Raw genomic sequence first — 22,844 nt, 5'->3', positions numbered from 1 at the left:
CCGCACCGCTAATCCGTGGTTGCCCGGCGACGAATCAGCGGGGCAACGACGAAACAGCCAGCGCCCAATCAGGCGGCCATGAACTTCAGGTACTCGGCGGCCTGGAGTTCGAAGGAGCGCTGCGCAGCCGGACCCAGGCTACCGTCGAACGGTTCAGGCACGACGGCGGCGCCCTTGCCCGTTCCTTCCCGCGACCAGGTGCCCATCGTCGAGCATTGCCGCAGTCTCCGGGGACAGCCAATAGCTGGTGTCCCGGAAGACGAGCTCAACGAGCTGCCCGCGGACGGCGGCCACCGCTTTCCTCACATCCGCAAGGGGTATCTGGCTCCACCAGGAAAAATCGCGTTCGGTGGCGGGACCGTGGCTGCGGCAGTACCGCAGGAACAGCTCGGCGATCCCCTCCTCGCGGCCCAGGTCACGGGACCGGGTAATCCATTCCTCAAAGGGCATAAACAGCTGCTGGCCGGCAGGCTTGCCGCCCGTACCTGCCATGGGGCCCTGGACAAACCACGCATGCTGGCACAGGCTCCAGATCAGGTGCACTCCGCGCTGTGCCTTGGTGATCTGCCCGCCGTCCTCGAATGCTGCGAAGAGCTCTTCACGGGTGGCACCCTGGCCCCCGGATGTGAGCTTCGAGGCGATCCTCCGGCAGTCCGCGGTGTCCTCCGTCGTGATCCCCAGTTCACGGTGGCGGGGAGCCACCATCTTCAGCATCCGAGGGGAGGTGATCGCCAGAATCCAGCGCAGGTCCTCGGGAGCGAGGAGGTGGAGCGTGCCCCGCAGGGGCCAGGACCTCACGACGGTTCCGGCGTCGATGGCGGCCCTGACGTCCGACAATCCCGAACCGGGCACGCGCTGGCCCACCGCCCACAATGCCGATGGCAGGTCCTGTGCCTGCATCGCGCCCATCCTGGACACACACTCAGCCACACTGCCGAAGCCATCCAGCAAGCCCTGGCTGGCGAGCCGCAGGCGGCCGATGACCTGGGGCGTGACACGGATCTTCGCGGAAGCTGCCATGGCCCCATCCTAGGGGCCATCCCCGGCTACGCACACGCAGTTCCCAGCCACCTCGCAGCAGCCGCCACTACAGTGGTGGCATGCTCTTCGGTGACCTGGCCCCGCTCCTGCGGCCCCTGAGCCGGCGGCTGGCCACCGCTGGCTGGTGCTTCACGGCTGCGGGATTGGCGGCCGGCCTGGCGGTGGCATTGGGAACCGGGGTCAGCCTGCCTCCGGGGATGCAGCTGGTCCAGGCCGCAGGGATCGTGGCCACTGCGGCTTCGGCGCTGCTCATCGGACTCGGAGCGGTATGCCAGCCCACCGCAGGCGCCGAGGAAGCCGCCGCGGATGCACCGGAGCCATGGGCCTACCCTGCCGCAGCGTCGCAGGTCCGCAGTTTCCTGCTGGGAGCCATCGTGCTGCTGCTCGGACTGCTCGGCTTTGCCACAGCGGGCCTGTTCCTGCCCAGCGGGCCGTCCCCGCAGAGCCTGGCGTTCACGCAGATCTTCCTGCAGGGTTCCGTGAGCTGCGGCCTGACCTTCGTGCTCCTGAACAAGGTCCTGCCCCAGGCGGACCGTGAGGCGCCGCTTCCCTGACTGTGCGGCCGGGCCAGCAGCAGCGGCTCCGTCAGCGTTAGAGTGCGACGCCGATCAGCAGCGGTTCGGGGTGCAGTTCAATGCCAAAACGCTCGACGACGCCGGCGCGCACCGCGCGTGCGACCGCCACCATGTCCGCGGCGCTGGCCGAGCCGCGGTTGGTGATGGCCAGCGTGTGCTTGGTGGAGAGCGAGGCCCGGCCGCCGGACACGCTGCCGGGTTCGATCCCGAAGCCCTTGCCGAAACCCGCGTGGTCGATCAGCCAGGCCGCGGAAAGCTTCACCAGGCCGTCGGCCCCGGCCGGGTACCGCGGCGCATTCTCCGGCAGGCCATCCGCGACGGCGGCCGGAACGATGGGGTTGGTGAAGAAGGATCCCGTGGAATAGGTGTCCCGGTCCGCGGGGTCCAGGACCATGCCCTTGGAGGCGCGCAGGCGCAGGACCTCGCGGCGGACATCGTTGGCATAGGCACGCTTGCCGGCTTCGACGCCGAGGACGCGGGCCAGTTCGGCATAGCGGATGGGGGCGCTCATGCGGCCCAGCGGGAGCTGGAATTCGACCGTGAGCACCACGTAGCGCGGCGAACCTTCCACGGTGGTCTGCTTGAGGATGGAGTCCCGGTACCCGAACTTCAGCTCGGAACTGGTGAAGGTCTGGACGGCATTCCGTTCGCGGTCCCAGGTCCGCACGGCCGTGATGGTCTGCGAGACGTCGGCCCCGTAGGCGCCCACGTTCTGCACCGGCGTGGCGCCCGTGGCCCCGGGAATGCCGGAAAGCGCCTCAAGTCCCGACCACGCGTGCAGGACCGAGTGTTCCACCAGGGCGTCCCAGTTGTGCCCGGCTTGGACCACCACGGAGACTCCCCCGCAGCTGTCCTCGGCCGTGACCTTGAGGCCCTCGGAGGCGATCTTCAGGACGGTGCCGGGGTAGCCGTCGTCGGACACTAGCAGATTGGAACCGCCGCCGATGATAAGCAGCTTCTCCCCCGCGGCGTCGGCGGAACGGACGGCCTCAATGATTTCGGCCTCGGTTCCGGCCACCACGTAGTTGCCCGCGGGGCCGCCCACGGCGGCAGTGGTCAGTTCGGAAAGCATCATCTGGGTCACCGAACCAGCCTAGCCGGGATTGCCCGGGTGCTCAGCCGGAAGCGGGCGCTCAGCCGGGAAGGGGCCGCTTTCGGGAGAGCGGCGCGAGGAAGAAGCTGAGCACCAGGAGGACCAGGGGCGCCAGCAGGGAATGCAGGATGCCGAAGTGCTCGGCCAGCAAGCCCAGGAGCGGCGGACCGCAGAGGAAGGCACCGTAGCCGATGGTGGAGACCACGGACACCCGGGCCGCCGCATGGGCGGGGTCGTCCGCGGCGGCGGACATGCCGACCGGGAACCCGAGCGAGGAGCCCAGGCCCCAAACGGCCAGCGCCACGAAAGCCAGCCACGGCACCGGTGAGAACACGAACAGGGCGAGGCCGGCCACCGCGGTGGCAGAGCACCAGCGCATCACCGCCACGCGCCCGAAGCGGTCCAGCACCACGGTGCCGCCGAAGCGGCCGATGGTCATGAACGAGACGAAGATGCCGTAGCCCAGGGCGCCCGCTGCATCGGATTGCCCGTAGCTGTCGGACAATGCCAGGGCCACCCAGTCGCCCGCCGCGCCTTCTGCCAGGGCGAGGCCCAGGACGAGGACGCCGATCAGCAGGGTGCGCCGTTCCCGCCAGGCCTGGGCCACCATGCGCTTGCCGTCCAGCGGAGCGGGCGCGGCAAGATCCTTGGAATCCCCGACGGCGGTTTCCGCACCGATGATGGGTAGCGGCCCCGTGGACGGGTCCTCAAAGGTGTCCGTGCGGTCTGGGCTGAATTTCCGCGCAGCGGGCGCAACGGCGTCGGCGCGGAACCAGAACCCGGCCGTGACCACGGATCCGGCCACCACCAGGCCTACCAGCGAGAAATGCCACACAACGGGCATGTGCACGGCAGCTGCCCAGGCCCCGAAACCTGCGGCGGCCACGGTTCCCAGGCTGAAGGCACCGTGCAGGTGCGGCATGATGTGCCGGCCCATCGCCCGCTCGAGGGCGGCGCCCTCCACATTGGAGGCGGTGTTCCAGCTGGCCGTGCCCAGGCCCACCACGCCGAGCCCCAGGGCCACGGCCACGGGGCTGGAGACCACGGTCCCGAAGCCCACTCCGGCCAGCCCCAGGCCCACCATGGTGCTGCCGATCCGCGTGGTCATCCGGGAACCGAGCCGCAGGACGATGATCCCGGAGGCCGAGATGGAGATGAAGGACGCAACCGTCATGCACAGCAGCAGCAGGCCCACGGTTCCGGGGGTCAGGTCAAGGCCGTCCCGGATAGCCGGCAGCCGGGAGACCCAGGTGGCGAAGGCGATGCCGCTGGCGGCGTAGGACGTGAGCACGGCGAGGCGCCACTGTGGCATTCCTGCCACAGTGGCGCCCCGCGTGGATGTTGTGTTTCGGCTCAAGAAAGCTTGACGACGGCTTGGGACTTCATGAGTACCTTCAGGCCGGCCGAGACGACGGTGAGGTCGATGCGCGCGGTGCCGGCGTCGGCGTCGAGCGCTCCCACCACTCCGGTGACCTCGATGACGGCGCCGGCACCGCCGGTGGCCGTGGTGTCGGCGACCAGCACGGGCTTGGTGAAGCGGGTCTGGTAGTCGACCACGGCGGCGGGATCGCCGGCCCAGTCGCTGACCAGCTGCACTGCGGAGCCCATGGTGAACATGCCGTGGGCGATGACGCCGGGCAGTTCGACGCCGGTGGCGAAGGCTTCGTTCCAGTGGATCGGGTTGAAGTCGCCGGAGGCGCCCGCGTACTTCACGAGGTCCTGGCGGGTCACGTCAATGCTGCGGGTGCCGATTTCCTGGCCGACTGCCAGTTCTGCAATTTTGGGGCTCATGGTTACTGTCCCTCTCCGCGGACCAGGATGGACGAGGTGGTGGTGGCGACCTTCTCGCCTGCCACCGTGGAAATCTCGGAGCGGGTGGTGATCATGGCTCCGCCGCCCATGGCGCGGACGCCGTCCACGTGCAGTTCGGCCACCAGCTGGTCGCCGGCGACGATGGCGCGGTGGTGCGTGAAGCGCTGGTCGGCGTGGACCACGCGCGAGAAGTCGATGCCGGACTCGGGGTCTTCCACGAGCAGGGCGTCGGCGCGCTGGGCGACGATGATGGCGAAGGTGGGCGGGGCCACGAGGTCCTTGTGGCCGAGGGCCTTGGCGGCCTCCACATCGAAGTGCGCCGGGTGGCTGGCCTTCACGGCCCGGGCGAACTCGCGGATCTTTTCACGGCCGACGTCGTAAACCTCTGCGGCAGGGTAGCTGCGGCCCTGCAGGTCCGGATTGATACTCATGGTCCAACCCTATCGGCCCGCGGGCCGGGGTGGCGTGCGGTTACTTCTTGTAGCCCTTGCGGATCTGCTGCCCGCGGTAGATGAGGCCCACGACGTGCAGTACCAGGCCCGCCCCGATCACGGCCAGCGAGGCCATGGCCAGGCCCTGGTTCTGGGAGGTGTTGGCCACGATGTTGAGGATGATCCCGACGGCGATGAGCCCCATGGCGCTGAAAACCAGCGCTTTGTAGGCGGTGGACGCGGTGGCCCAGAATTCGTTCAGCACCGTCCAAGTCTACTGGTGCGGTGTCTACTGGTGCGTTGCGGGCCCGCTCTACGTGCCAAACTGCTGTGAAGGGACGTAGAGCGGGCCTCGCAACGGTCTTACAGGGAGGGCTGGACCCCGAAGGCCACGGCAAGCTTCATGATCTTCTCGGCGCGGCCCAGGCGCGGGAGGTCCGAACCGTCGCGGATCACGCGGCCGTTGGCCTCGAAGTCGTTCATGAAGTCGGTGGCCCAGGCGACGTCGGACGGCGTGGGGCTGATGACCTCATTGATGATCTTGGTCTGGTCGATGGCCAGGCACAGCTTGCCGGTCATGCCCATGGCGACCGTGATGCCGGTCTGCTCGCGCAGGATGGGGTGGTTAGTGCCGACCGTGGGGCCGTCGATGGGGCCCGGCAAGTTGCCGACGCGGCTGGCGACGACCAGCTTGGCGCGCGGGTAGGCCATGGCCTCCGGGGTGGCCGCCATGCCGGTGTCGCGGCGGAAGTCGCCGGAACCGAAGGCCAGGCGGAAGGCACCCTGGGCGCGCGCGATGTGGTTGGCTTCCTCGATGCCGAGGGCGGACTCGACCAGGGCAACCACTGGGGTCTTGCCGTCCATGCGGTGGAAGGATTCGGTGACCTGGTCCGCGGATTCGGTCTTCGCGAGCATGACGCCCAGCAGGCCGGGCGTGCCGCGGAGTCCGGCGAGGTCGTCGGCCCAGAACGGGCTGGTGGCGTCGTTGATGCGGACCCAGGCCTGGCCGCCGGCGGCCAGCCAGTTCACGACGTTTTCGCGCGCGGCGTCCTTCTGCGAGGGGTCCACGGCGTCTTCGATGTCAAGGATGATGGCGTCCGCGCGGGAGCTGGCCGATTCGTCGAAGAGTTCCGTCTTCATGGCGTTCACGAGGAGCCAGGAGCGGGCGATCTCGGCGGGAATGTTGCGGGTAGGCCGTACGGAGGCGGCGGCGGTGCTAGACGTCATGTATCTACCGTATCCGGCCAGCCGCCGCCGCGGCGAAGAAATCGCTCCGCGTGTGAGTAGCAATACGAACTAAAGGCCATGTGACCAGGGTGCGGGGGGCTTTATCGGGGGCGTCAGGTGGGTGTCAGGTGTGCTTCAACGGGAGAGGATGTCCAGCAGTTTCCTGAAATCGCTGCAGCCTGCCCCGTCCGGCCCGCAGGGGTGCTTTTCGGTGGCCATCGCCGTTTCCAGTCGCTCGATGGAAAACGCCGAGAGGGTCCAGCCCAGTGGCGGGTCGATGGCCGGTTCGCTGTTCGGGGCGACTTCGACCACCCTGTTGGTGCCAAGCGGACTGGCCAGTGCAGACGTGGCCTCCAGGCAATCCGGGCCTGCCTGCTTGTCGTTTCCTGTGGCCGGCACGGGTGCTGTGGCCGGCACGGGCAGTTCACAAACACCGGCACCGTCCTGGAGCCGCTGTTTCCAGGCAGCGGCGTCGGACTGCGCATCCTTGGCCTTGATCCCTGCCACGGGGACGGCGAGTTCGGAAACGGGCTTCGGGATGGCCCGTGCGACGTCGGAGCCCGGGGAGTTGCGGATGTAGACGAACACCGGCAGGACGAAGGAGTTCTGAGCCTCCCCCACCGGGGTCAGCCGCTCCGCCAATGGCTTTGAAAGTTCCACATCCCGATTGTGTTGCGCCACGACGGCGCTGAGCTCCCACCACAGGTCCGCAATGGTGCCCAGGCCGGATCCTTCCGCATAGCCGCCGTCGATGGCCTGCAGCGACGACGCCTTGCCCGGGTCATCCGGGCATGACGGCTCCGAGCCTGCCGGGCCGTTTCCGGGGTAGAAGACCCGGCCAGCCGGGGAAATGATCGGGAATCTGGCCGATAGGCCCACCGCCGTGGACCAGTTGAGCTGCGTGTTGCAGAACTGCCCGGCTTCCAGGAGATCAAGGGTGACCGCTTGGCCTTCCGTTGCGGTGCACCCGGGCTTCCGCGGATCCGGCGTTGCCGTGGCGAGGTCCAACTGGCTGACAAGCAGCCGGCATCCAGAGCCGCTCGCCGTGGAATTGAGGAGCAGGGCCCCTGCCGGCCCTCTTGTGGAAACACTGAAAGGTTCGCCCAGCTTGTCTGCCTGCGACTCCCAGAAGGTTTCCATCAGCCCTGCGCGGTCGTGCCACTGCCAGCCGGCACCCTGGTCCGTGGGCAACATTACGCCGGCGCCTCCGGCCACCAGGTCCCCGACGATGGCCCCCGCCACGCCTGCGGCCAGGGCATCGGGTGCCGAGACGGCGTCCACCGCCCCGACCATGGCGGGGCCCGAACCATAGAGGTTGACCAGGGCCAGGCCCAGGGAGCCGCCACTGACCCCGCTCGAAGCCAGCGTCGCCACGGGGCCACACTGCGCGTCAGCGTCTGCGAGTTCGGCAAGGACCCGTGCCGTCCAGCTGGCCGCCCGGATGCCGCCGCCCTCGGACGCGAGCAGAAGCATGGGCCTGACACTCTTTCCCCCGCCGGCATCCTGCTCGCATGGCTTGCTTGTTCCCAGCCATTCGGCGAACCGGCCCTGGATGTCCAGTCGCGTGGCTCCCGCCGTTTCCCCTGATTGCCTCAGGGCATGGACCTGCGCGCTTCCCCCGTTGATCTGGCCGATGGCCAGGACCACGGCGAGGAGGGTCAGGACGGGATTGGCGGTGAGTTTCATGCGCTGGAAGATCTCCAGCGGCTTTTGGTCCTGGACCAGGACAATGAGGAAGCCGATGACGAGCGCCCACGAACCGATGCCTCCCACTGCGGTGGCGGAAACGCCTGTGACTTTCGTCACGGGACCGGGCCAGACGGCCAAGGCCGTCAGGAAAAGCACGGCGAGAACGAAAAGCGCCAGCAGCCACTTCTTGAAGGCCTCCGGCGATCCTCCGCTTGGATTCAGCCACCCGGACAAGGCGCCCAAGCCCGCACCGGATGGTGCCCGCTTCATGATCCGCCGGACGACAAACGCCTTGAAAGGGTACGCCGCCACAGCCAGCAGAGCTCCGACGGCCAGAAAGAACACGGCCCAGCCGATGCCGGTCTTCCCTGGCTGAATCAGCTCCTTGGCCACCGGGCCGGTGAACGATCTGACGCCGGCAAGTCCCGAGACTGCCAGCAGCGCGACGGCGAGGTTGTCGCCGCCGCACCAGGCATCCAAGGCACGTTCCTGGTCCCGGGTGACAGGAGCAAGCGCCGGAGAGGGAAGCCACACGGAAACGGCGAGCAGGGCCAGCGGAGGAAGCACGAACAGCAGGATCTGGAACCAGGCGAGTTGCCCGTTGCCAACCGCAGCCCAGATGATCCCCGCCAGGACGGCCAGCGGACCGATCATCCACCACAGGCGGCCGGGATCGCCGTCAGGAACCTCGCCCTGCTCCCACAGCTTCCAGGCCAGATCGGATCGCCGCCGGCCCAGGACAAACAATCCGATGGTCACGGCTGCCACAAGGACGGCAGTGCTCAACCAGCTGGGACTGAGCAGCCCTTCGACGGCCCAGAGCCGCTGGGAATCGGGCATCTGGTCGTTGACACCGGGGATGGGCAGGAGTGCCAGTACTGCAATCACTGCCACGACGGCGGCCGACAGTCGCTGGAAATGCAGCGCCAGTGCGATCCTCCGGATCCCGCCCAGGACCCGCGTCCGCACGCCCGGAACCGCCAGGCAGCAGAGGAGGAAGAAGAGCAAAGTGAGCCACTTGATGAGGGAGGCCCCGGCGAGAGCACTTCCGACCCATGCCGTTTCGTGATTCTGCACAGCGGCGGCACCAATCATCAGGAAAGCAGCTTCTGCCAGCTCGGCGAGCGCAATGACTCCGGCGACGATTCCCAGTTGCCAGCGTGGCCTGACCAGGCGCCACAGAAGCCAGACATAGCTGGCAGCGAAGAGGAGGTCCAGGCCTGCGTGGATGCGGATCAGGACCGACAGCCGCGGCCCGTCCTGCGGATCCAGGCGGCTCCAGAGCTCCCAGCTGTCCCGGCTTTCAAAAGCGGCCACTCCGACGACGTCCGCGATGCGCCTGCTCTCGCCGGACACAATCAGCCCGGCAATGAGCCGGTCCAGTTCCGCCATGGCCAGCCACAATGCCAGTGCAACAACAATCCAGGTGGCGGTTTTCCAGCGGAGTACGCGGCCATGGGCTGCTCCCTCCAGCGCTTCGGCTGCCGCCGCCGTCATGACGAAGCTTTCTCGGACGAGGCCTTCTTGTAGGCCCGCTCGCCCATCACCCAGGTCTCGTCGACGGCGCGGTCGTCGCCCACCATCATGATGCCGAACAGAAGCTCAGCCGCCGTCGCGATGTCCTGCGGCCCGCCGTCCTCCACGAGGAGGCTCATGTGCCAGGCGGTGGCCGGGGGGCCGCCGTTCCAGTCCAGCACCACGAAGTCGGCCTCCTTGCCGGCGTCGAAGCTGCCCACCAACTGGTCAAGGTACAGGGCCTCGGCGCCGCCCTTGGTGATCGAATAGAAGGCCCGGTACGGCGAGAGCTTGTTGCGCTCCGACTCGGCCAGGTCCTGCTGCCGTGGATCGATGCTGCCGTCCAGGACGGTGCTGTTCAGCATGCCCACCTTGTAGGCCTCTTCCAGGGTGTTCAGGAGGCTGAAGCGGTTCCCGCCGCCGACGTCGGTTCCCATGGTCATCAGCACCCGGTGCTGGGGGTCCGTGGCGCGGCCGAGGCGGAACAGGCCGCTGCCCAGGTAGAGATTCGAGCCAGCGCAGAACGTCACTGCGGCGCCGGCGGCGGAGAGCCGCCGGAATTCGTCGTCCGTGAGCCAGACGCCATGCCCGCCGGTGAACTTGGGCCCCACCAGCCCGAATTTCTCGTACACCGCCAGATAATCGGGGCAGTCCCCGAACATCGCCGCCACGCCGCGGATCTCGGCCGGGTTCTCCGAGATGTGCGTGTGTACCCAGAGATCGGGATGCTCCGTCTTGAGCCTGCGGCAGGCGTCCAGCAGTTCCTCCGAGGCGCCGAAGGCAAAGCGGGGTGTGATCGCATAGAGGTTCCGCCCCACCCCGTGGTACTTCCTGATGAGCTCCGTGCTTTCCGTATAGAAGTCCCCGGGTGAAATGGTGAACCACTCGGGGGCATTCCGGTCGATGCCGGTGATGCCCGTGATGACCCTCATGTTCCGGCGAGCGGCTTCCTCGAAGACTTCTTCGGCGCAGACGGCGGTGCTGGTGGTGAAGGCCTGGCACGTGGTGGTGCCGGAGGCCAGCAGGTTGTCGAAGAAGTGCGAAACGCCCTCCTTCGCGTAGCCGCGGTCACGGTACTTGCGTTCCTCGGGGAAGACCCATTTCTTCAGCCACGGCAGCAGCTGTTCCCCGTAGGCACCCAGGATGCGGGTCTGCGGCACGTGGATGTGGCCGTCGATGAACCCGGGCAGGATCAGGCGGTCACGGATCTCGATGGTCTCCACGTCTCGGTACGTCCCGGAGAGTTCGGCATACGCGCCGAAGGCGGTGATGATCCCGTCCTCGATGACCAGGAGTCCGTCCGCGAAGAAACGGGCCGCGTCCTGCTCATGCCCCACGTGCGTCCAGGGATCGTCAATGAAGTCGACGAAGGTTCCGCGGATCGCTTTCCGGGACATGGCACTGTTCCTGACTCTCGAAGGGACATCGAGCAGCAAAGCAGCCCTCGGCCCGCGTCCAAGATCCTCGTGCCGCGGCCCGGCGGCTTGGTGCCCATCGTGGCACAGCCGCCCCTCCCCGGGAAGACCCGGAGGGACGCCTTCCTGACGTTCGGTGACCTCCCATGAAGGCCGGCCGACACACGGCGCCGCACCGCGACTTGTGTCATCAGATTGCCCCGGATGGCGCCCGGTTTCCTGCCGTTTCCCGGGATTTCCCGCGGTTTCCGAGGGTTACCTGCGGGCTTCCCAGCCGCCCCCGGGATGCGCTTACATCGTTCCCACCGGCAAGCACATCCGCACCGGACCAACCACATCCCCTCCCCGGAAAGTAGCTCCCATGAAACTGCACCTGCCCCTGCTGAGCGTCGCGGCCGCCGTCGTACTTGCGCTGACGGTGTCCGGCTGCGGCGGAGCTGCCGAGGCGGGCAGCGCCGCGCAGGCCGGCACCGAGGTCAAGGAACTCCGCTACCAAGGCTCGGCCAACAACGTCACGCTCCCCGAACTGGCACAGGACCTCGGGTACCTGGGCGATGTCAGCCTCAAGTGGGTGGGCAACACCACCAGCGGCCCGCAGGACATCCAGTCGGCGGCCACCAGCCAGACCGACATCGGCGGGGCGTTCGCCGGGGCCGTGGTGAAGCTCATCGAGGCGGGCGCCCCGGTCACGGCTGTGGTGAACTACTACGGCTCGGACGACAAGACGTTCAGCGGCTACTACGTCAAGGCCGACAGCCCCATCAAGGCGCCCCGTGACCTGATCGGCAAGAAGATCGCCGTCAACACCCTGGGCGCGCACCACGAGGCCGTCATCAACACGTACCTGAGCAAGAACGGCCTCAGCCAGGACGAGATCAAGCAGGTCCAACTGGTGCCACTGGCACCCAACGACACCGAGGAAGCCATCCGGCGCGGCCAGGTGGACGCGGGCACCTTGGGCGGCGTGCTGCAGGACCGGGCCGTCGAGGCAGGCGGGCTGCGCTCCTTGTTCAGCGACGTCGAGCTCTTTGGATCGTTCGCCGGCGGCCAGATCGTCCTTCGCAACGACTTCCTGGAGAAGAACCCCAGCACGGCGCGGACGTTCGCCACAGCAATTGCCAAGGCCATCAAGTGGGAGACCGAGACGCCTCGGGAGGAAGTGATCGCCCGCTTCAAGAAGATCATCGACGCCCGCGGCCGCAATGAAAGCACCGCCAACCTGCAGTACTGGAAGAGCCCGGGCGTGCCGGACAACGGCGTGGTCAAGGACCAGGACTTCACCCGCTGGGCCGCCTGGCTCACGACCAGCGGGATCGTCAAGGACGAACTCACCACCGCCAAGTACTACACAAACCAGTTCAACAATCTCGCGCCGGAAAACGCGAAGAAGGGATAGCCATGACCGCCAAGATCAGCCTCCGCGGCGTCACCAAACAGTTCACCGTCCGGCCTGGCAAGGGTTCCGGGGCCCGCCCCAAGGCCCGCCCCGGGCAGGCAAACGCCAGCACGCTCACCGCCATTGATTCGCTCAGCCTGGACGTGCGCGACGGCGAATTCCTCACCCTGGTGGGGCCCAGCGGCTCCGGCAAGACCACCCTGCTGGACCTGCTCGCGGGGCTCTCCAGCCCGACGTCGGGCGAGGTCCTGGTGGACGGCAAGCCCGTCACCGGGCCGGGCAAGGACCGGGCCGTGGTGTTCCAGCAGTACGCGCTCTTCCCCTGGCGCACGGCCTCGGCCAATGTGTCGATCGGGCTGGAGGGCAAGGGCGCGGACGGCAGGAAGCCGAACCGCCGCGAGCGCGCGGCGAAGGCCCGGGAGTACCTGGAGCTGGTGGGCCTGGCGGGCTTCGAGGACCGCTACCCGCATGAGTTGTCCGGCGGTATGAAGCAGCGCGTGGCCATTGCACGGAGCCTCGCCTATGAGCCGGATGTCCTCCTGATGGATGAGCCGTTCGCGGCCCTCGACGCCCAGACCCGCGAACAGCTGCAGGACGAGCTGCTGCGGATCTGGAAGGCCACGGGCAAGACCATCGTGTTCATCACCCACGGCATCGACGAGGCCGTGTACCTGGGCCAGCGGGTGGCGGTGCTCAGTGCCCGTCCCGGCCGGCTCAAGGAAATCGTGGAGGTGGACATCCCGGACCGGGACGGCGCGGACGACATCCGCTCGCACCCGGCCTTCGTGGAGCAGCGCCACAAGGTGTGGACGCTCCTGCACGACGAGGTCCGCCTGGCCCATGACGCCGGGCACCGCAAGATCCTGCCGGACGGCACCGCCCCGGACGAACCGTCCTCCGCCACGCACGAAACCCTCCCCGAAAGGAGCGCCGCCTGATGAGCACAACCCTGATCCGCGAGCCGAAGGCACCGGCCGCACCCCAGGCGGCGGCCGCCGTCGGGCCCTCCGCTCTGGCCGGCTGGACCGCACAGCAGCGCACGACGGCGGTGCTCGCCGCCGCGGGGACCGCCGCCGCCCGCGCGGGTTCCCTCGTGTGGAAGTCCGCGGCCATCCTGGCTTTCCTGGCACTGTGGGAACTGGGGCCGACGTACCTGGCGAGCCCGTCCACGCGGGTCTTCCTTCCGCCGCTGCATGAGGTGCTCGCGGCGTGGGGCAGGCTCTTCGAGACCGGGTCCATCCAGGGACACATCGCGGCGAGCCTCACGCGCTCCGTGGCCGGCTTCGGCACGGCGCTGGCGGCCGGCGTCTCCCTGGGCCTGCTCATTGCCTGGTACGGGCGGCTGAATGCCGTGCTCAACCCGCTGCTGGAGCTGTTCCGCAACACCGCGGCGCTGGCACTGCTTCCCGTGTTCACGCTGCTGCTGGGCATCGGGGAGGAATCCAAGATCAGCATCGTGGCCTATGCGGCGTTCTTCCCGGTGCTGCTCAACACGATCGCCGACGTGAAGACCGTGGACCCGCTGCTGATCCGGGCTGCCCGCTCCCTGGGCCTGAACAGCTTCCGGCTCTTCCAGAAGGTCATCCTGCCCTCGGCCGTGCCCACCATTTTTACGGGCATCCGGATGGCCGGAACAGCGTCCATCCTGGTGCTCATCGCCGCGGAAATGGTGGGGGCGAAGGCCGGGCTCGGCTACCTGATCGTCAACGCGCAGAGCAGCTTCCTCATCCCGGACATGTACGCCGGCATACTCACTGTCTCGCTGCTTGGCCTGGCCGTGAACTTCCTCCTGGTCGCCCTGGAACGGCATTTCTCCCGCTGGCGGACCGCCGTCGGGGCCGACGCTGCATGAAGTCTTTTTGACCAACCCATCCGAAACACAACACCACAACAGTAAGGAACAAACCATGTCCGCCATTACCGAAACCAAACTCGAATTTGCCAAGCTCGGCTCACGCATCGGCGCCGAAATCCGCGGCTTCGACCTCAGCGGGGAGCTCAGCGAGGACACCGTGGCGCAGATCCGCGCGGCGCTGAACGAGCACAAGGCGCTCGTGTTCCGCGAAGCCAACATCGACTCCGACGAAGCCCAGGTGACGTTCGCCAGCCACTTCGGCCCGCTCACCAAGGCCCACCCCACCGTGGCCTCCGTGGAAGGCGAGGAGAACGTCCTGCCCGTGGACAGCGAGAACGGTTCGGCCAACAACTGGCACACTGACGTCACGTTCGTGGTCAACCCGCCGCAGGCCTCCACGCTGCGCAGCATCGACCTTCCCGCCTACGGCGGCGAAACCCTGATCGCGTCCTCGGCCGGCGCCTACGCGGATCTTCCGGAGGAGCTGCGGAACTTCGCTGACACGCTGTGGGCCATCCACACCAACGGCTACGACTACTCCGTGCCCAAGAACCTGGAGCACAAGAACGCCGAGGAGCGCCGGCAGGAATTCACCCGGCTGACGTTCGAGACCGCCCACCCCGTGGTGCGCGTCCACCCCCTGACCGGCGAGCGCGGATTGTTCATTGGGGGCTTCGCGCAGCGGCTGCGGATCGTGGGCCTGTCCAACACGGAGTCGAAGGACATCATCCGGCTGCTGCAGGCCTACGTGACCCGCCCCGAGAACGTGGTGCGCGTGAACTGGGAGCCGAACCAGCTGGTGCTCTTCGACAACCGCATCACCCAGCACTACGCCCCGGACAACTACGACGGCCAGCCGCGCAAGCTCAACCGCGTGACCATCGCCGGCGACATCCCCGTGGGCGTGGACGGCCAGCAGAGCCAGGCGATCAAGGGCGACTCGACCACGTACTCCCCAACGGTCCCCGCACCGGCACCGGCAGCCGCACCGGCAGCGGCCGTGGCGTAGTGGGCGGATTTAGCACACATGTGTTGTTGTAGCAGCTCCGCGCAAGAAAGAGCAGCGGACCAGGGAGGCGATCCCGGGTCCGCTGCTCTTTGCGTTCGTTACGGAAGGTCACCACCGCGCGCCGCAACCCACAGGCCGTACCACTCGGCCCGGGTCATGGCCGCGGCCACGGCAGCGGCGTCCCCGCACGCCGCGATCCTGCCCGGATTGGACGTGCCGATCACCGGGGAAATGCGGGCGGTGTGCTTCATGAGCCAGCCCAGCAGCACCGCCTCAGCCGTGGTGCCCTTCTCCGCCGCCAGTGCGGCGAGCATGGCAGCGGTGGCGGAGTCGGCCGCCGTCGGGGTGTCCGACGGCGAGCCGGAGTACCGGCCCTGGGCCAGCGACCCGTAGGCCTGCAGCTCGATCCCGTCCCGCAGGCAGTGCTCCAGCGTCCCGTGCGGGAAGCTGTGCCCCAGGCCGTCGTCGTGGTTGACCAGCACGGTGCTTTCCAGCCAGGCACGGCGGAACAGGCTCATCTCCAGCTGGTTGGCCACCAGCGGCACGCCAAGGCGGTCCTGCAGGTAGCCGATCTGGGCGCCGGACATGTTGGACACGCCCAGCTGCCGCACCTTGCCTTCGGCGATCAGCTGTCCGACGGCGGCCGCCACCTCGCGCACGTCCATGAGCGGATCCGGGCGGTGCAGCATCAGGATGTCCACGTAGTCCGTCCGGAGCCTATGCAGGCTGCCGTTCACCCGTTCCAGGATGCCGTGCCGGCTGAGGTCGTAGTGCGTGGCCAGGCCCTGCTCGTTGAGGCGGATCCCGCACTTGGTCTGCAGCTGGATGGCGTCCCGGAGACCGGGCGTACTGGCCAGGACCTCGCCGAAGACGGACTCGGCCTTGCCGCCGCGGTAGATGTCGGCGTGGTCGAACAAGGTGATGCCGATGGCCCGGGCGGCGTCGATGGCGGCCGCGGCCTCATCGACCTCGGCCGCACCGTAGCCGTCGGTTCCCCAGGGGCCGCCGAGGCCCATGCAGCCGTAGATGAGGCGGCCGGACGCGGTTTCGCTGTGTGCAGTCATTGTTGAACTCTTTCACTTGATGCCGTCCGCGTCACGGCATGACGCCGGACACGCCGGTGGCGGCGCCCCACAAGGGCGCCGCCACCGTGAACTTTAACCCGGGCCGAAGGTCAGACCAGCCAGGCGGTGGTGTTGGCCGGGAGCTTGCCGGCCTCAAGAGGCGCGCTGCTCACGACGACGGTGCCTTGGGGCAGTGCCACGGGCTTGGTGCCGAAGTTGGTTACCGACTGCCAGCCGTTGGGGCGGGCGAAGTGCAGCACGTCCCCGTTGGCGGCGGGGATCCATTCCAGGTCCTCGGCGGCCTGCAGTTCCGTGCGGAGTTCCAGGGCCTTGCGGTAGAGCTCCAGGGTGGAGCCCTCCACGCCGTCCTGGGCTTCAACCGAGTAGCCGGCAAACCATTCCGGCTGCGGCAGGTGCGCGCCGCCGTCGCCGAAGCCGAAGGAGGAGCCTTCCGTAGTCCAGGGCAGCGGCACGCGGCAGCCGTCACGGCCGATCTCCACGCCCTTGTTGCGGAAGAAGGACGGGTCCTGGCGTTCGGAATCCGGAATCCCGGCAACCTCCTGCAGTCCCAGTTCCTCGCCCTGGTACAGGTAGCCGGAACCGGGCAGGGCGAACATCAGCAGCGATGCGGCGCGGGCGCGGCGCAGGCCGAGCTCGGCGTCGAGCTCCTCGGCCGGTGCGCCGGCCAGCAGCCACGCCTTGCCGTCCTGGCCCTTGGGTTCCTTCGCGGTGACATCCTGGGCGGCGTTGGTCCCCTGGGCCGCCGTGGCACCGCCCTTGGGCAGTCCGTAGCGGGTGGCGTGGCGGACCACATCGTGGTTGGAGAACACCCAGGTGGAGGATGCCCCCGTTTCCTTTGCGGCAACGAGGTTGTCCGTGATGATCTTCTTGAACTTCGGCGCCTCGAAATCGGCCTGCAGGAGGTCGAAGTTGAACGCCTGGCCGAGCCCTTCGGGGCTCGCGTAGCGGGCGCGGCGGGTCTCGTGGACCCACGCCTCGGCCACCGCGGTGCGCGGCGGGTTGTACTCGTTGAAGAGCTTGCGCCACTCGGCGTAGACCTCGTGGACCTCGTCACGGTCCCAGAACGGGTGGGAGCCGTCCACGAACCCGTCGCCGCCGGTGTTCTTCTTGGCGAGTTCGGCCGTGCTCGGCAGCGGCTCGGACAGGTCCTTGACCAGGGCGTGGGCGACGTCGATGCGGAAGCCGTCCACGCCGCGGTCGGACCAGAAGCGCAGGGTCTTCAGGAAGTCCTCGCGGACCTCCGGGTTGTCCCAGTTGAAGTCCGGCTGCTCCTTGGCGAAGATGTGCATGTACCACTGGCCGGGAGTGCCGTCCGGTTCGGTGATGCGCTCCCAGGCCGGGCCGCCGAACACCGATTCCCAGTCGGCCGGCGGCAGTTCGCCGTTCTCGCCCAGGCCGTCACGGAAGATGTAGCGTTCACGGGCGGCCGAGCCCTTCGGCGAGGCGAGGGCTTCCTTGAACCACTCGTGCCGGTCCGAGGAGTGGTTGGGGACGATGTCGGCTACCAGCTTGATGCCTGCGGCGTGCAGTGCCGCCACCATCTCGTCGAAGTCCTCGAGGGTGCCCAGCTTCGGGTCCACGTTGCGGTAGTCATCGACGTCGTAGCCGCCGTCCGCGAGGGCGGAGGGGTAGAAGGGGCTGAGCCAGACGGCGTCGATCCCCAGCGCCTTCAGGTACGGGACCTTGGCGGTGATGCCCTTGATGTCGCCGAGGCCGTCGCCGTTGGCGTCGGAGAAGCTGCGCGGGTAGATCTGGTACACAGCGGCCTGGCGCCACCAGTTGGGATCGGCCATGCGCTCGGAGCGCTTTGAGTCGGAGAGAGTTGCCAGGGTGGCGGTGGTGGACAAGGTGCTTCCTTTTCGTGGTTGTTTGGTGTTGCCGGAGCTGTGGTGCACGGTTATTTGACCGCGCCGCGCATGACGCCGGAGAGGACCCAGCGCTGCGAGAGGATGTAGACCACCAGGGTGGGGGCCATGGCCATGAGGTAGGAGGCGAAGGCCAGGCTGTAGTCGGTGTTGAACTCGCCCTGGAACAGCATCTGGACCACGGGCAGGGTCTGCAGCGCCGGATCGGCGATCATCATTTGCGGCAGCAGGAAGTCGTTCCACGAACCCAGGAACGCGAAGATGCCCACGGTGGCGTTCATCGGAGCCAGGAGCGGCAGGATGATCTTGCGGAACACCTGCCACGTGGTGGCGCCGTCCATGCGCGCCGATTCCTCGAGTTCGGCCGGGATCGCCCGGACAAAGGCGATGTAGAGCAGGGTGTTGAAGGAGATGCCGCCCAGCACGTGCAGGAACACGACGCCGGCAGGATTGTCGAGCCCCAACAGTGCCGTCTGCTTGATGAGCGGCAGGATGATCACCGGGAACGGGATGAACATCGCGGACAAAAGGTACACGAAGGAGCCGCGGAAGAACTTCCGGTTCCAGTTGCGGGCAATCGCGTAGGCCGCCAGCGAACTCGTGGCGAGCGAGCCCAGGACACTGAACACGGTGACCAACGCGGTGGAGAGGAAGTGCGCGGGGAAGTTGGTGGCGACGAAGGCCTCGGCAAGGTTTTCCCAGTGCATGGGGTTGGGCCAGCCCAGGCCCGTTCCGGTGCCGATCTGATCGGCGGATTTCAGGGCCATGGCCACTGTGAAGTACAGCGGGACGATGATGGTGAGCGAGGCCAGCAGCATGAGGACGGTGAGTCCCCAGTTGACCTTGTAGCCTTCCCGGGACGAACGGCGGATCTTGCCGGGCGAGCCGGCGGAACCGGCGGACGGGCGGGAGCCGCGGGACGAGCCGGCGGACGGGCGGGTACTGGCGGACGGGCCTGAACCCCGGGGGGAACCGGTGGAAATGGTGGCAGTCATTAGAGTGAAACCCCCCGGCGCTGGATGAGGCGCAGCTGGATGACGGAGATCACCAGGGTGATCACGAAGTAGATGACGGCGTTGGCCATCTGGTAGGCGTAGTCGCCGCCGGTGAAGCCGGAGAAGATCTTCATGGCCACGGACTGCGTTGCCATGCCCGGGCCGCCGCCGGTGAGGCCGACGATGATCTCGTAGGTGCCCAGGAAGCCCTTGAAGCCCAGGATGATGTTGATGACCAGGTAGCCCATGATGAGCGGCAGGGTGAGGCTGCGGAACTGGCGCCAGGTTCCGGCGCCGTCCATCCCGGCGGCTTCGTAGACCTCGGAGGGGACGCTCTGCAGGCCGGCGAGGTAGATGATGGTGGCGCCGGGTGCCGCCTGCCAGACCGTGACCACCACGATCGCGAGCCAGGCCCATTTTTCGTCGGCCAGCATGCTGGAGGCCAGCGGCGTAACGCCGAAGCGTTCCGCGAGGGCGGGCAGGGTGTTCGAGAACAGGTAGCTGAAGACGAAGGACACGATCAGCCCCGACAGCACCATGGGGATGAAGAACACCGTCCGGATGCCCGTGCGCCACTTGATCCTGGCGTTCAGGCCCAGGGCGATGGACAGGGCCACCACGTTGACGGCCACGGTGGCGGCCACGGCAAAGCCGAAGGTGAAGACGTAGGACTGCAGGACCGCGGGGTCCTTGAAGATGTTGACGTAGTTGCTGAGGCCGACGAACTTCCAGTCGCCGTAGCCGGCGTAGTTGGTCAGGCTGAAGAAGACGCCCACCAGTGCGGGCAGGGTGATGAAGAAGGCGAACAGGGCCAGGACCGGGACGATCATCCAGTAGTACGTAGGATCGATCCGCCCGGCGCCCTTGCGCGTGGCTTTGCTGGTCTTCCCTGGTTCCGGGGAGGTGGTGGCCGCGTCCCGCTGCGCCACAGGCAATGTTGTGCTCATGTTTGGCTCCAAAGTCTCGGGGACGGTCAGATCGCGGTGCGTTCGGCTACGCGGCGCCATTCGGCGTCGACGTCGGCCAGGAACCTGCCGCTGTCCTTGCTGTAGACCAGCGACTGGATGTAGTTGTTCATGGGGACCGACGGCGGGAAGTAGGTTCCGGCGCCCTGGTAGTAGCGGCCCTCGGCCATGTGTGCCGCCACGCCGCTGATCTGCGGGTCCACGACGGCGGGGGCTGCTTTGAGGGGCGAGAACGCGGCGTGCTTCTGGTTGTAGCTGTTCACGACCTCCGGCGTCAGCAGGTAGCTGAGGAAGCGCTCGGCGGCTTCCCGGCGGGGCGTGTGGCGGGCGATGGACAGGACCATGTCCACGTTGACGCGCACCTTGGTGTCCGCCGGATTGTTGGTGGCCGGGAGGGGGAAGGTGCCGAGCTTGATGTCCTTGTTTGCCTGGATGATGGGCGACAGCGCCCACGGCCCCTGCAGGTACATGGCTGCCTGGCCCTTGGCGAAGGCCGCGTTGCCGTCGGCGTAGTTCTTGGTTTCCGCCCCGGGCTGGGCAAACGCTGCCAGCTGCAGGATCTGGGGCAGGGCCGGGCCGAAGTTGTTGGTGAAGGACTCGGGGGCGTCCTGGCTGATCTTTGCGCCCTTGGCGTAGATCCGGCTGAAGAAGCCGGCCACGTCCAGCGTGCCGCCCGTGACGTAGTCGAAGGCTCCCTGGCGCAGGGTCCAGCTGTCCTTGTGCGTTCCGTAGATGGGTGCGATTCCCGCGGCCTTGAACGTCCCGCAGGCCGCGACGAACTCGTCCCAGGTTTCGGGCACGGCAACGTTGTGCGCGGCGAAGATGTCACGGTTGTAGATGACGCCGGCGGCGGCCAAGGAGAAGGGCACCGCACTGGTTTCGTCCTGGCCGTAGCGACCCCAGGAGTTGACGAGTTCTTGGGCCTTCGGATCTATGGCCGAGGCTGCCGGGAGGCCGGTGAGGTCGGCGAAGATGCCCTTGTGCACAAAGTCCGCGGTTTCCTTGGCGAAGCCGCGGGTCATGACGTCGGGCGGGTCGTTGCGGACCAGGGACGGCACGAAGTTCCCCTCGTTGTAGTCCTGCACCACCCGAACGTCCGGGTTCCGGGCCTCGAAGTCCTTGATGACCTGGTTGAAGTAGGCCACTACCTCGGGCTTGTTCTGCATGAAGCGCAGCGTGGTGACGCCGTCGGTGCCGACGCCTGCCCGGGAACCGCAGCCGGTGAGGGGCAGGACGGCTGCTGCACCGGCCACGCCGGCAACCTTGAACAGGGACCGCCTGCTCAGCAGTGCGTTCACAGGGTGGCTGCCCGGGCCGGGCGGGAGTTGTGGCACTCCCTGACATTGATCGGTGTGGAGATCAAGAGTTGCTCCTTTGCAAGAGTCCGGCGCGCTTTTGCGCGGCGGTGTGAAACTCGATGGTCCTCGACGAATTAATTTAGTATCTAAATTTAGATCCTCAAGTATTATGTGGTGAACAGCACAGAGAGGTCAAGAGTCGATGTCAGAAGTTACGGCGGCCACCCCGCAATTGCTCCGGCGCGTCAACGCGGCCGCCGTCCTGGACGTCATGCGCACCTCCGACGTCGTCACCGTCACCGAGCTGATGGAGTCCACGGGGCTGACCCGGGCCACGGCCCTGGCGGTCTGCGAAGACCTCATGAACCGCGGCTGGATCCGGGAACTCGAAAACCAGCGCGATTCCGGCGGCTACCAGAAGGGCCGGCCGGCCCGGCGGTTCGCGCTCGACGAAGCGGCGGGCTTTGTCCTGGGCGTGGACATCGGCGCGGTCAAGGCCACCGTGGTGGTGGCCGATCTCCGGGGCAACACCGTCAGCCGCGCCAGCCAGCCCTTCCCCGGCGAGGACATCACGGCGGCGGAACGCATCGACGTCATCAACCGCACGGCCTTGCTTGCCCTGCACTCAGTGGGCGCGTCGCCGTCGCGGGTATTGGCGGCGTCGGTCGGCATCGCGGCCCCGGTGGACCGCCGTGGAAACGTCCTGGCGAGCCAGCCGTTCTGGCGCCAGTTCGACGTCGGGCTCCGCACCGCGCTGCACGAGCTGCACGGCTGGGCGGTGCTGCTGGAAAACGACGCCAACCTGGCGGCGCTCGGCGAGCGGTGGCGGGGCTCCGCCGTCGGCGTGGACGACCTGGTGGTCCTGCTGGCCGGCGAGCGGATGGGTGCCGGCCTGATCGAGGACGGCCGTCTCCTGCACGGCCGCCACGGCGGCGCCGGCGAAATGGCCTACCTGGACCTCGTGGAGGGGGTGGGCAGCACCCTGGGCGTGGCCGGCCTCGCCAGGACCTGGGCCGGGGAGCAGCTGGCGCTCGGCGTGAAGACCTCCCTGCGCAAGGTGGCCAAGGACGGAGCCGTCAGCGCCGAGCAGGTGTTCGAGGCCGCGGCGGCGGGAGACGCCGTCGCCGTCGGGCTGCTGGAACGCCTGGCCGAGCGGCTGGCACGCATCGTGGCGACGCTGTCCACCATCCACAACCCGGAGCTCGTGGTGATTGGCGGCGCCGTCGCGCATTCCGTGACGGCCATGCTGGACTCGATCGCGCAGAAGATCCCGGCCCACACGGCCACTCCCCCAAGGATCGCGGCATCACCGCTGGGCGATGCCGTGGTGACCGTCGGGGCGGTCCGCTGCGCCCTGGACTACGTGGAGGCGAACTCCCTGGACCTGGAGCTGGAGAAGGCATAGGGACGCTGTCCTGCCCGCCACGATGGGGGTTCCCGAGGATTCCGGGATATTCAGCGTTGTGTGTCCGGGTTCACAGAACCGGGGTTGGCTGAGAGCCTAGGTTTCGAGGGTAAGCACCATCCGTTCCAAGGAAAAGGAGCCAACTGATGTCCGCTACATCGCCGGTGGCACGC

Annotated in this window: 20 protein-coding genes; 6 read left to right on the top strand and 14 right to left on the bottom strand. The window is 67.6% G+C overall.

What is annotated here, in order from left to right; genetic code table 11:
- Positions 1 to 153: 153 nt before the first annotated feature.
- Positions 154 to 1,020, bottom strand: coding sequence for a winged helix DNA-binding domain-containing protein (locus J1902_RS03910; protein WP_372434344.1), 867 nt, complete (start codon positions 1,018 to 1,020; stop codon positions 154 to 156).
- Between the two features lie 80 nt (positions 1,021 to 1,100).
- On the opposite strand from J1902_RS03910, the gene J1902_RS03905 reads away from it, so the two are divergent.
- Positions 1,101 to 1,595, top strand: coding sequence for a hypothetical protein (locus J1902_RS03905; protein ID WP_207614956.1), 495 nt, complete (start codon positions 1,101 to 1,103; stop codon positions 1,593 to 1,595).
- A gap of 37 nt (positions 1,596 to 1,632) precedes the next feature.
- Here the strand turns inward: J1902_RS03905 and J1902_RS03900 are convergent, their stop codons facing one another.
- From J1902_RS03900 to guaD, 8 genes are all read right to left on the bottom strand, one after another.
- Entirely contained in the window at positions 1,633 to 2,700 is a 1,068-nt protein-coding gene (locus tag J1902_RS03900; RefSeq protein WP_207614955.1) for a UDP-N-acetylmuramate dehydrogenase, read from the bottom strand.
- A gap of 49 nt (positions 2,701 to 2,749) precedes the next feature.
- Positions 2,750 to 4,021 carry an MFS transporter gene (locus J1902_RS03895; RefSeq protein ID WP_207614954.1) on the bottom strand — a complete coding sequence of 424 codons (1,272 nt, stop codon included), beginning with the start codon at positions 4,019 to 4,021 and terminating at the stop codon, positions 2,750 to 2,752.
- A 41-nt stretch (positions 4,022 to 4,062) separates the two neighbouring features.
- The gene (locus tag J1902_RS03890) at positions 4,063 to 4,500 is read right to left on the bottom strand and encodes a MaoC family dehydratase (RefSeq protein ID WP_207614953.1); all 438 of its coding nucleotides are present in this window, start codon (positions 4,498 to 4,500) and stop codon (positions 4,063 to 4,065) included.
- Positions 4,501 to 4,502: 2 nt separating this feature from the next.
- On the bottom strand, positions 4,503 to 4,952 hold the full coding sequence (locus tag J1902_RS03885) for a MaoC family dehydratase N-terminal domain-containing protein (RefSeq protein WP_207614952.1): 450 nt from the start codon (positions 4,950 to 4,952) through the stop codon (positions 4,503 to 4,505).
- 40 nt (positions 4,953 to 4,992) lie between these two features.
- Entirely contained in the window at positions 4,993 to 5,217 is a 225-nt protein-coding gene (locus tag J1902_RS03880; RefSeq protein WP_207614951.1) for a DUF3188 domain-containing protein, read from the bottom strand.
- 98 nt (positions 5,218 to 5,315) lie between these two features.
- Entirely contained in the window at positions 5,316 to 6,179 is an 864-nt protein-coding gene (locus tag J1902_RS03875) for an HpcH/HpaI aldolase/citrate lyase family protein (protein WP_207614950.1), read from the bottom strand.
- Between the two features lie 135 nt (positions 6,180 to 6,314).
- On the bottom strand, positions 6,315 to 9,365 hold the full coding sequence (locus J1902_RS03870; RefSeq protein WP_207614949.1) for a hypothetical protein: 3,051 nt from the start codon (positions 9,363 to 9,365) through the stop codon (positions 6,315 to 6,317).
- A complete protein-coding gene (gene guaD / locus J1902_RS03865) occupies positions 9,362 to 10,780 on the bottom strand; it encodes a guanine deaminase (protein ID WP_207614948.1) in 1,419 nt (472 codons plus the stop codon). Before guaD ends, J1902_RS03870 begins: the two co-directional genes overlap by 4 nt.
- Positions 10,781 to 11,159: 379 nt before the next feature.
- Here guaD and J1902_RS03860 point away from each other — a divergent pair, with 379 nt between their 5' ends.
- Genes J1902_RS03860 through J1902_RS03845 form a run of 4 tightly spaced genes read left to right on the top strand, consistent with a single transcriptional unit; the run spans position 11,160 to position 15,058 of the window.
- Positions 11,160 to 12,194: an ABC transporter substrate-binding protein gene (locus J1902_RS03860; RefSeq protein WP_207614947.1), complete on the top strand. Its 1,035-nt coding sequence runs from the start codon at positions 11,160 to 11,162 to the stop codon at positions 12,192 to 12,194.
- Positions 12,195 to 12,196: 2 nt separating this feature from the next.
- Complete coding sequence (locus J1902_RS03855; RefSeq protein ID WP_207614946.1) at positions 12,197 to 13,132, top strand: ABC transporter ATP-binding protein; 936 nt, start codon at positions 12,197 to 12,199, stop codon at positions 13,130 to 13,132.
- Complete coding sequence (locus J1902_RS03850; RefSeq protein WP_207614945.1) at positions 13,132 to 14,046, top strand: ABC transporter permease; 915 nt, start codon at positions 13,132 to 13,134, stop codon at positions 14,044 to 14,046. The genes J1902_RS03855 and J1902_RS03850 overlap by 1 nt, the downstream gene beginning before the upstream one ends.
- Before the next feature lie 55 nt (positions 14,047 to 14,101).
- Positions 14,102 to 15,058 carry a TauD/TfdA dioxygenase family protein gene (locus J1902_RS03845; protein ID WP_207614944.1) on the top strand — a complete coding sequence of 319 codons (957 nt, stop codon included), beginning with the start codon at positions 14,102 to 14,104 and terminating at the stop codon, positions 15,056 to 15,058.
- A gap of 98 nt (positions 15,059 to 15,156) precedes the next feature.
- Here J1902_RS03845 and J1902_RS03840 read toward each other — a convergent pair whose 3' ends face one another.
- From J1902_RS03840 to J1902_RS03820, 5 genes are all read right to left on the bottom strand, one after another.
- On the bottom strand, positions 15,157 to 16,122 hold the full coding sequence (locus tag J1902_RS03840) for an aldo/keto reductase (protein ID WP_242701575.1): 966 nt from the start codon (positions 16,120 to 16,122) through the stop codon (positions 15,157 to 15,159).
- A gap of 110 nt (positions 16,123 to 16,232) precedes the next feature.
- Positions 16,233 to 17,990: a glycoside hydrolase family 13 protein gene (locus J1902_RS03835; protein ID WP_207614943.1), complete on the bottom strand. Its 1,758-nt coding sequence runs from the start codon at positions 17,988 to 17,990 to the stop codon at positions 16,233 to 16,235.
- 50 nt (positions 17,991 to 18,040) lie between these two features.
- Complete coding sequence (locus J1902_RS03830) at positions 18,041 to 19,003, bottom strand: carbohydrate ABC transporter permease (RefSeq protein ID WP_207614942.1); 963 nt, start codon at positions 19,001 to 19,003, stop codon at positions 18,041 to 18,043.
- Positions 19,003 to 19,950, bottom strand: coding sequence for a carbohydrate ABC transporter permease (locus J1902_RS03825; protein WP_207614941.1), 948 nt, complete (start codon positions 19,948 to 19,950; stop codon positions 19,003 to 19,005). Before J1902_RS03825 ends, J1902_RS03830 begins: the two co-directional genes overlap by 1 nt.
- A 26-nt stretch (positions 19,951 to 19,976) precedes the next feature.
- Positions 19,977 to 21,302 (bottom strand): ABC transporter substrate-binding protein, encoded by a 1,326-nt coding sequence (locus tag J1902_RS03820; RefSeq protein ID WP_307794360.1) that lies wholly within the window; start codon positions 21,300 to 21,302, stop codon positions 19,977 to 19,979.
- Positions 21,303 to 21,468: 166 nt separating this feature from the next.
- Between J1902_RS03820 and J1902_RS03815 the strand changes: the two genes are divergently transcribed.
- Complete coding sequence (locus J1902_RS03815; RefSeq protein WP_207614940.1) at positions 21,469 to 22,671, top strand: ROK family protein; 1,203 nt, start codon at positions 21,469 to 21,471, stop codon at positions 22,669 to 22,671.
- The last annotated feature ends 173 nt before the right edge of the window (positions 22,672 to 22,844 follow it).

The sequence above is a fragment of the Arthrobacter cavernae genome (genome assembly GCF_017368795.1).
GTDB classification, from domain to species: Bacteria; Actinomycetota; Actinomycetes; order Actinomycetales; family Micrococcaceae; genus Arthrobacter; species Arthrobacter cavernae.
This window is presented reverse-complemented; position numbering and strand designations above follow the sequence as displayed.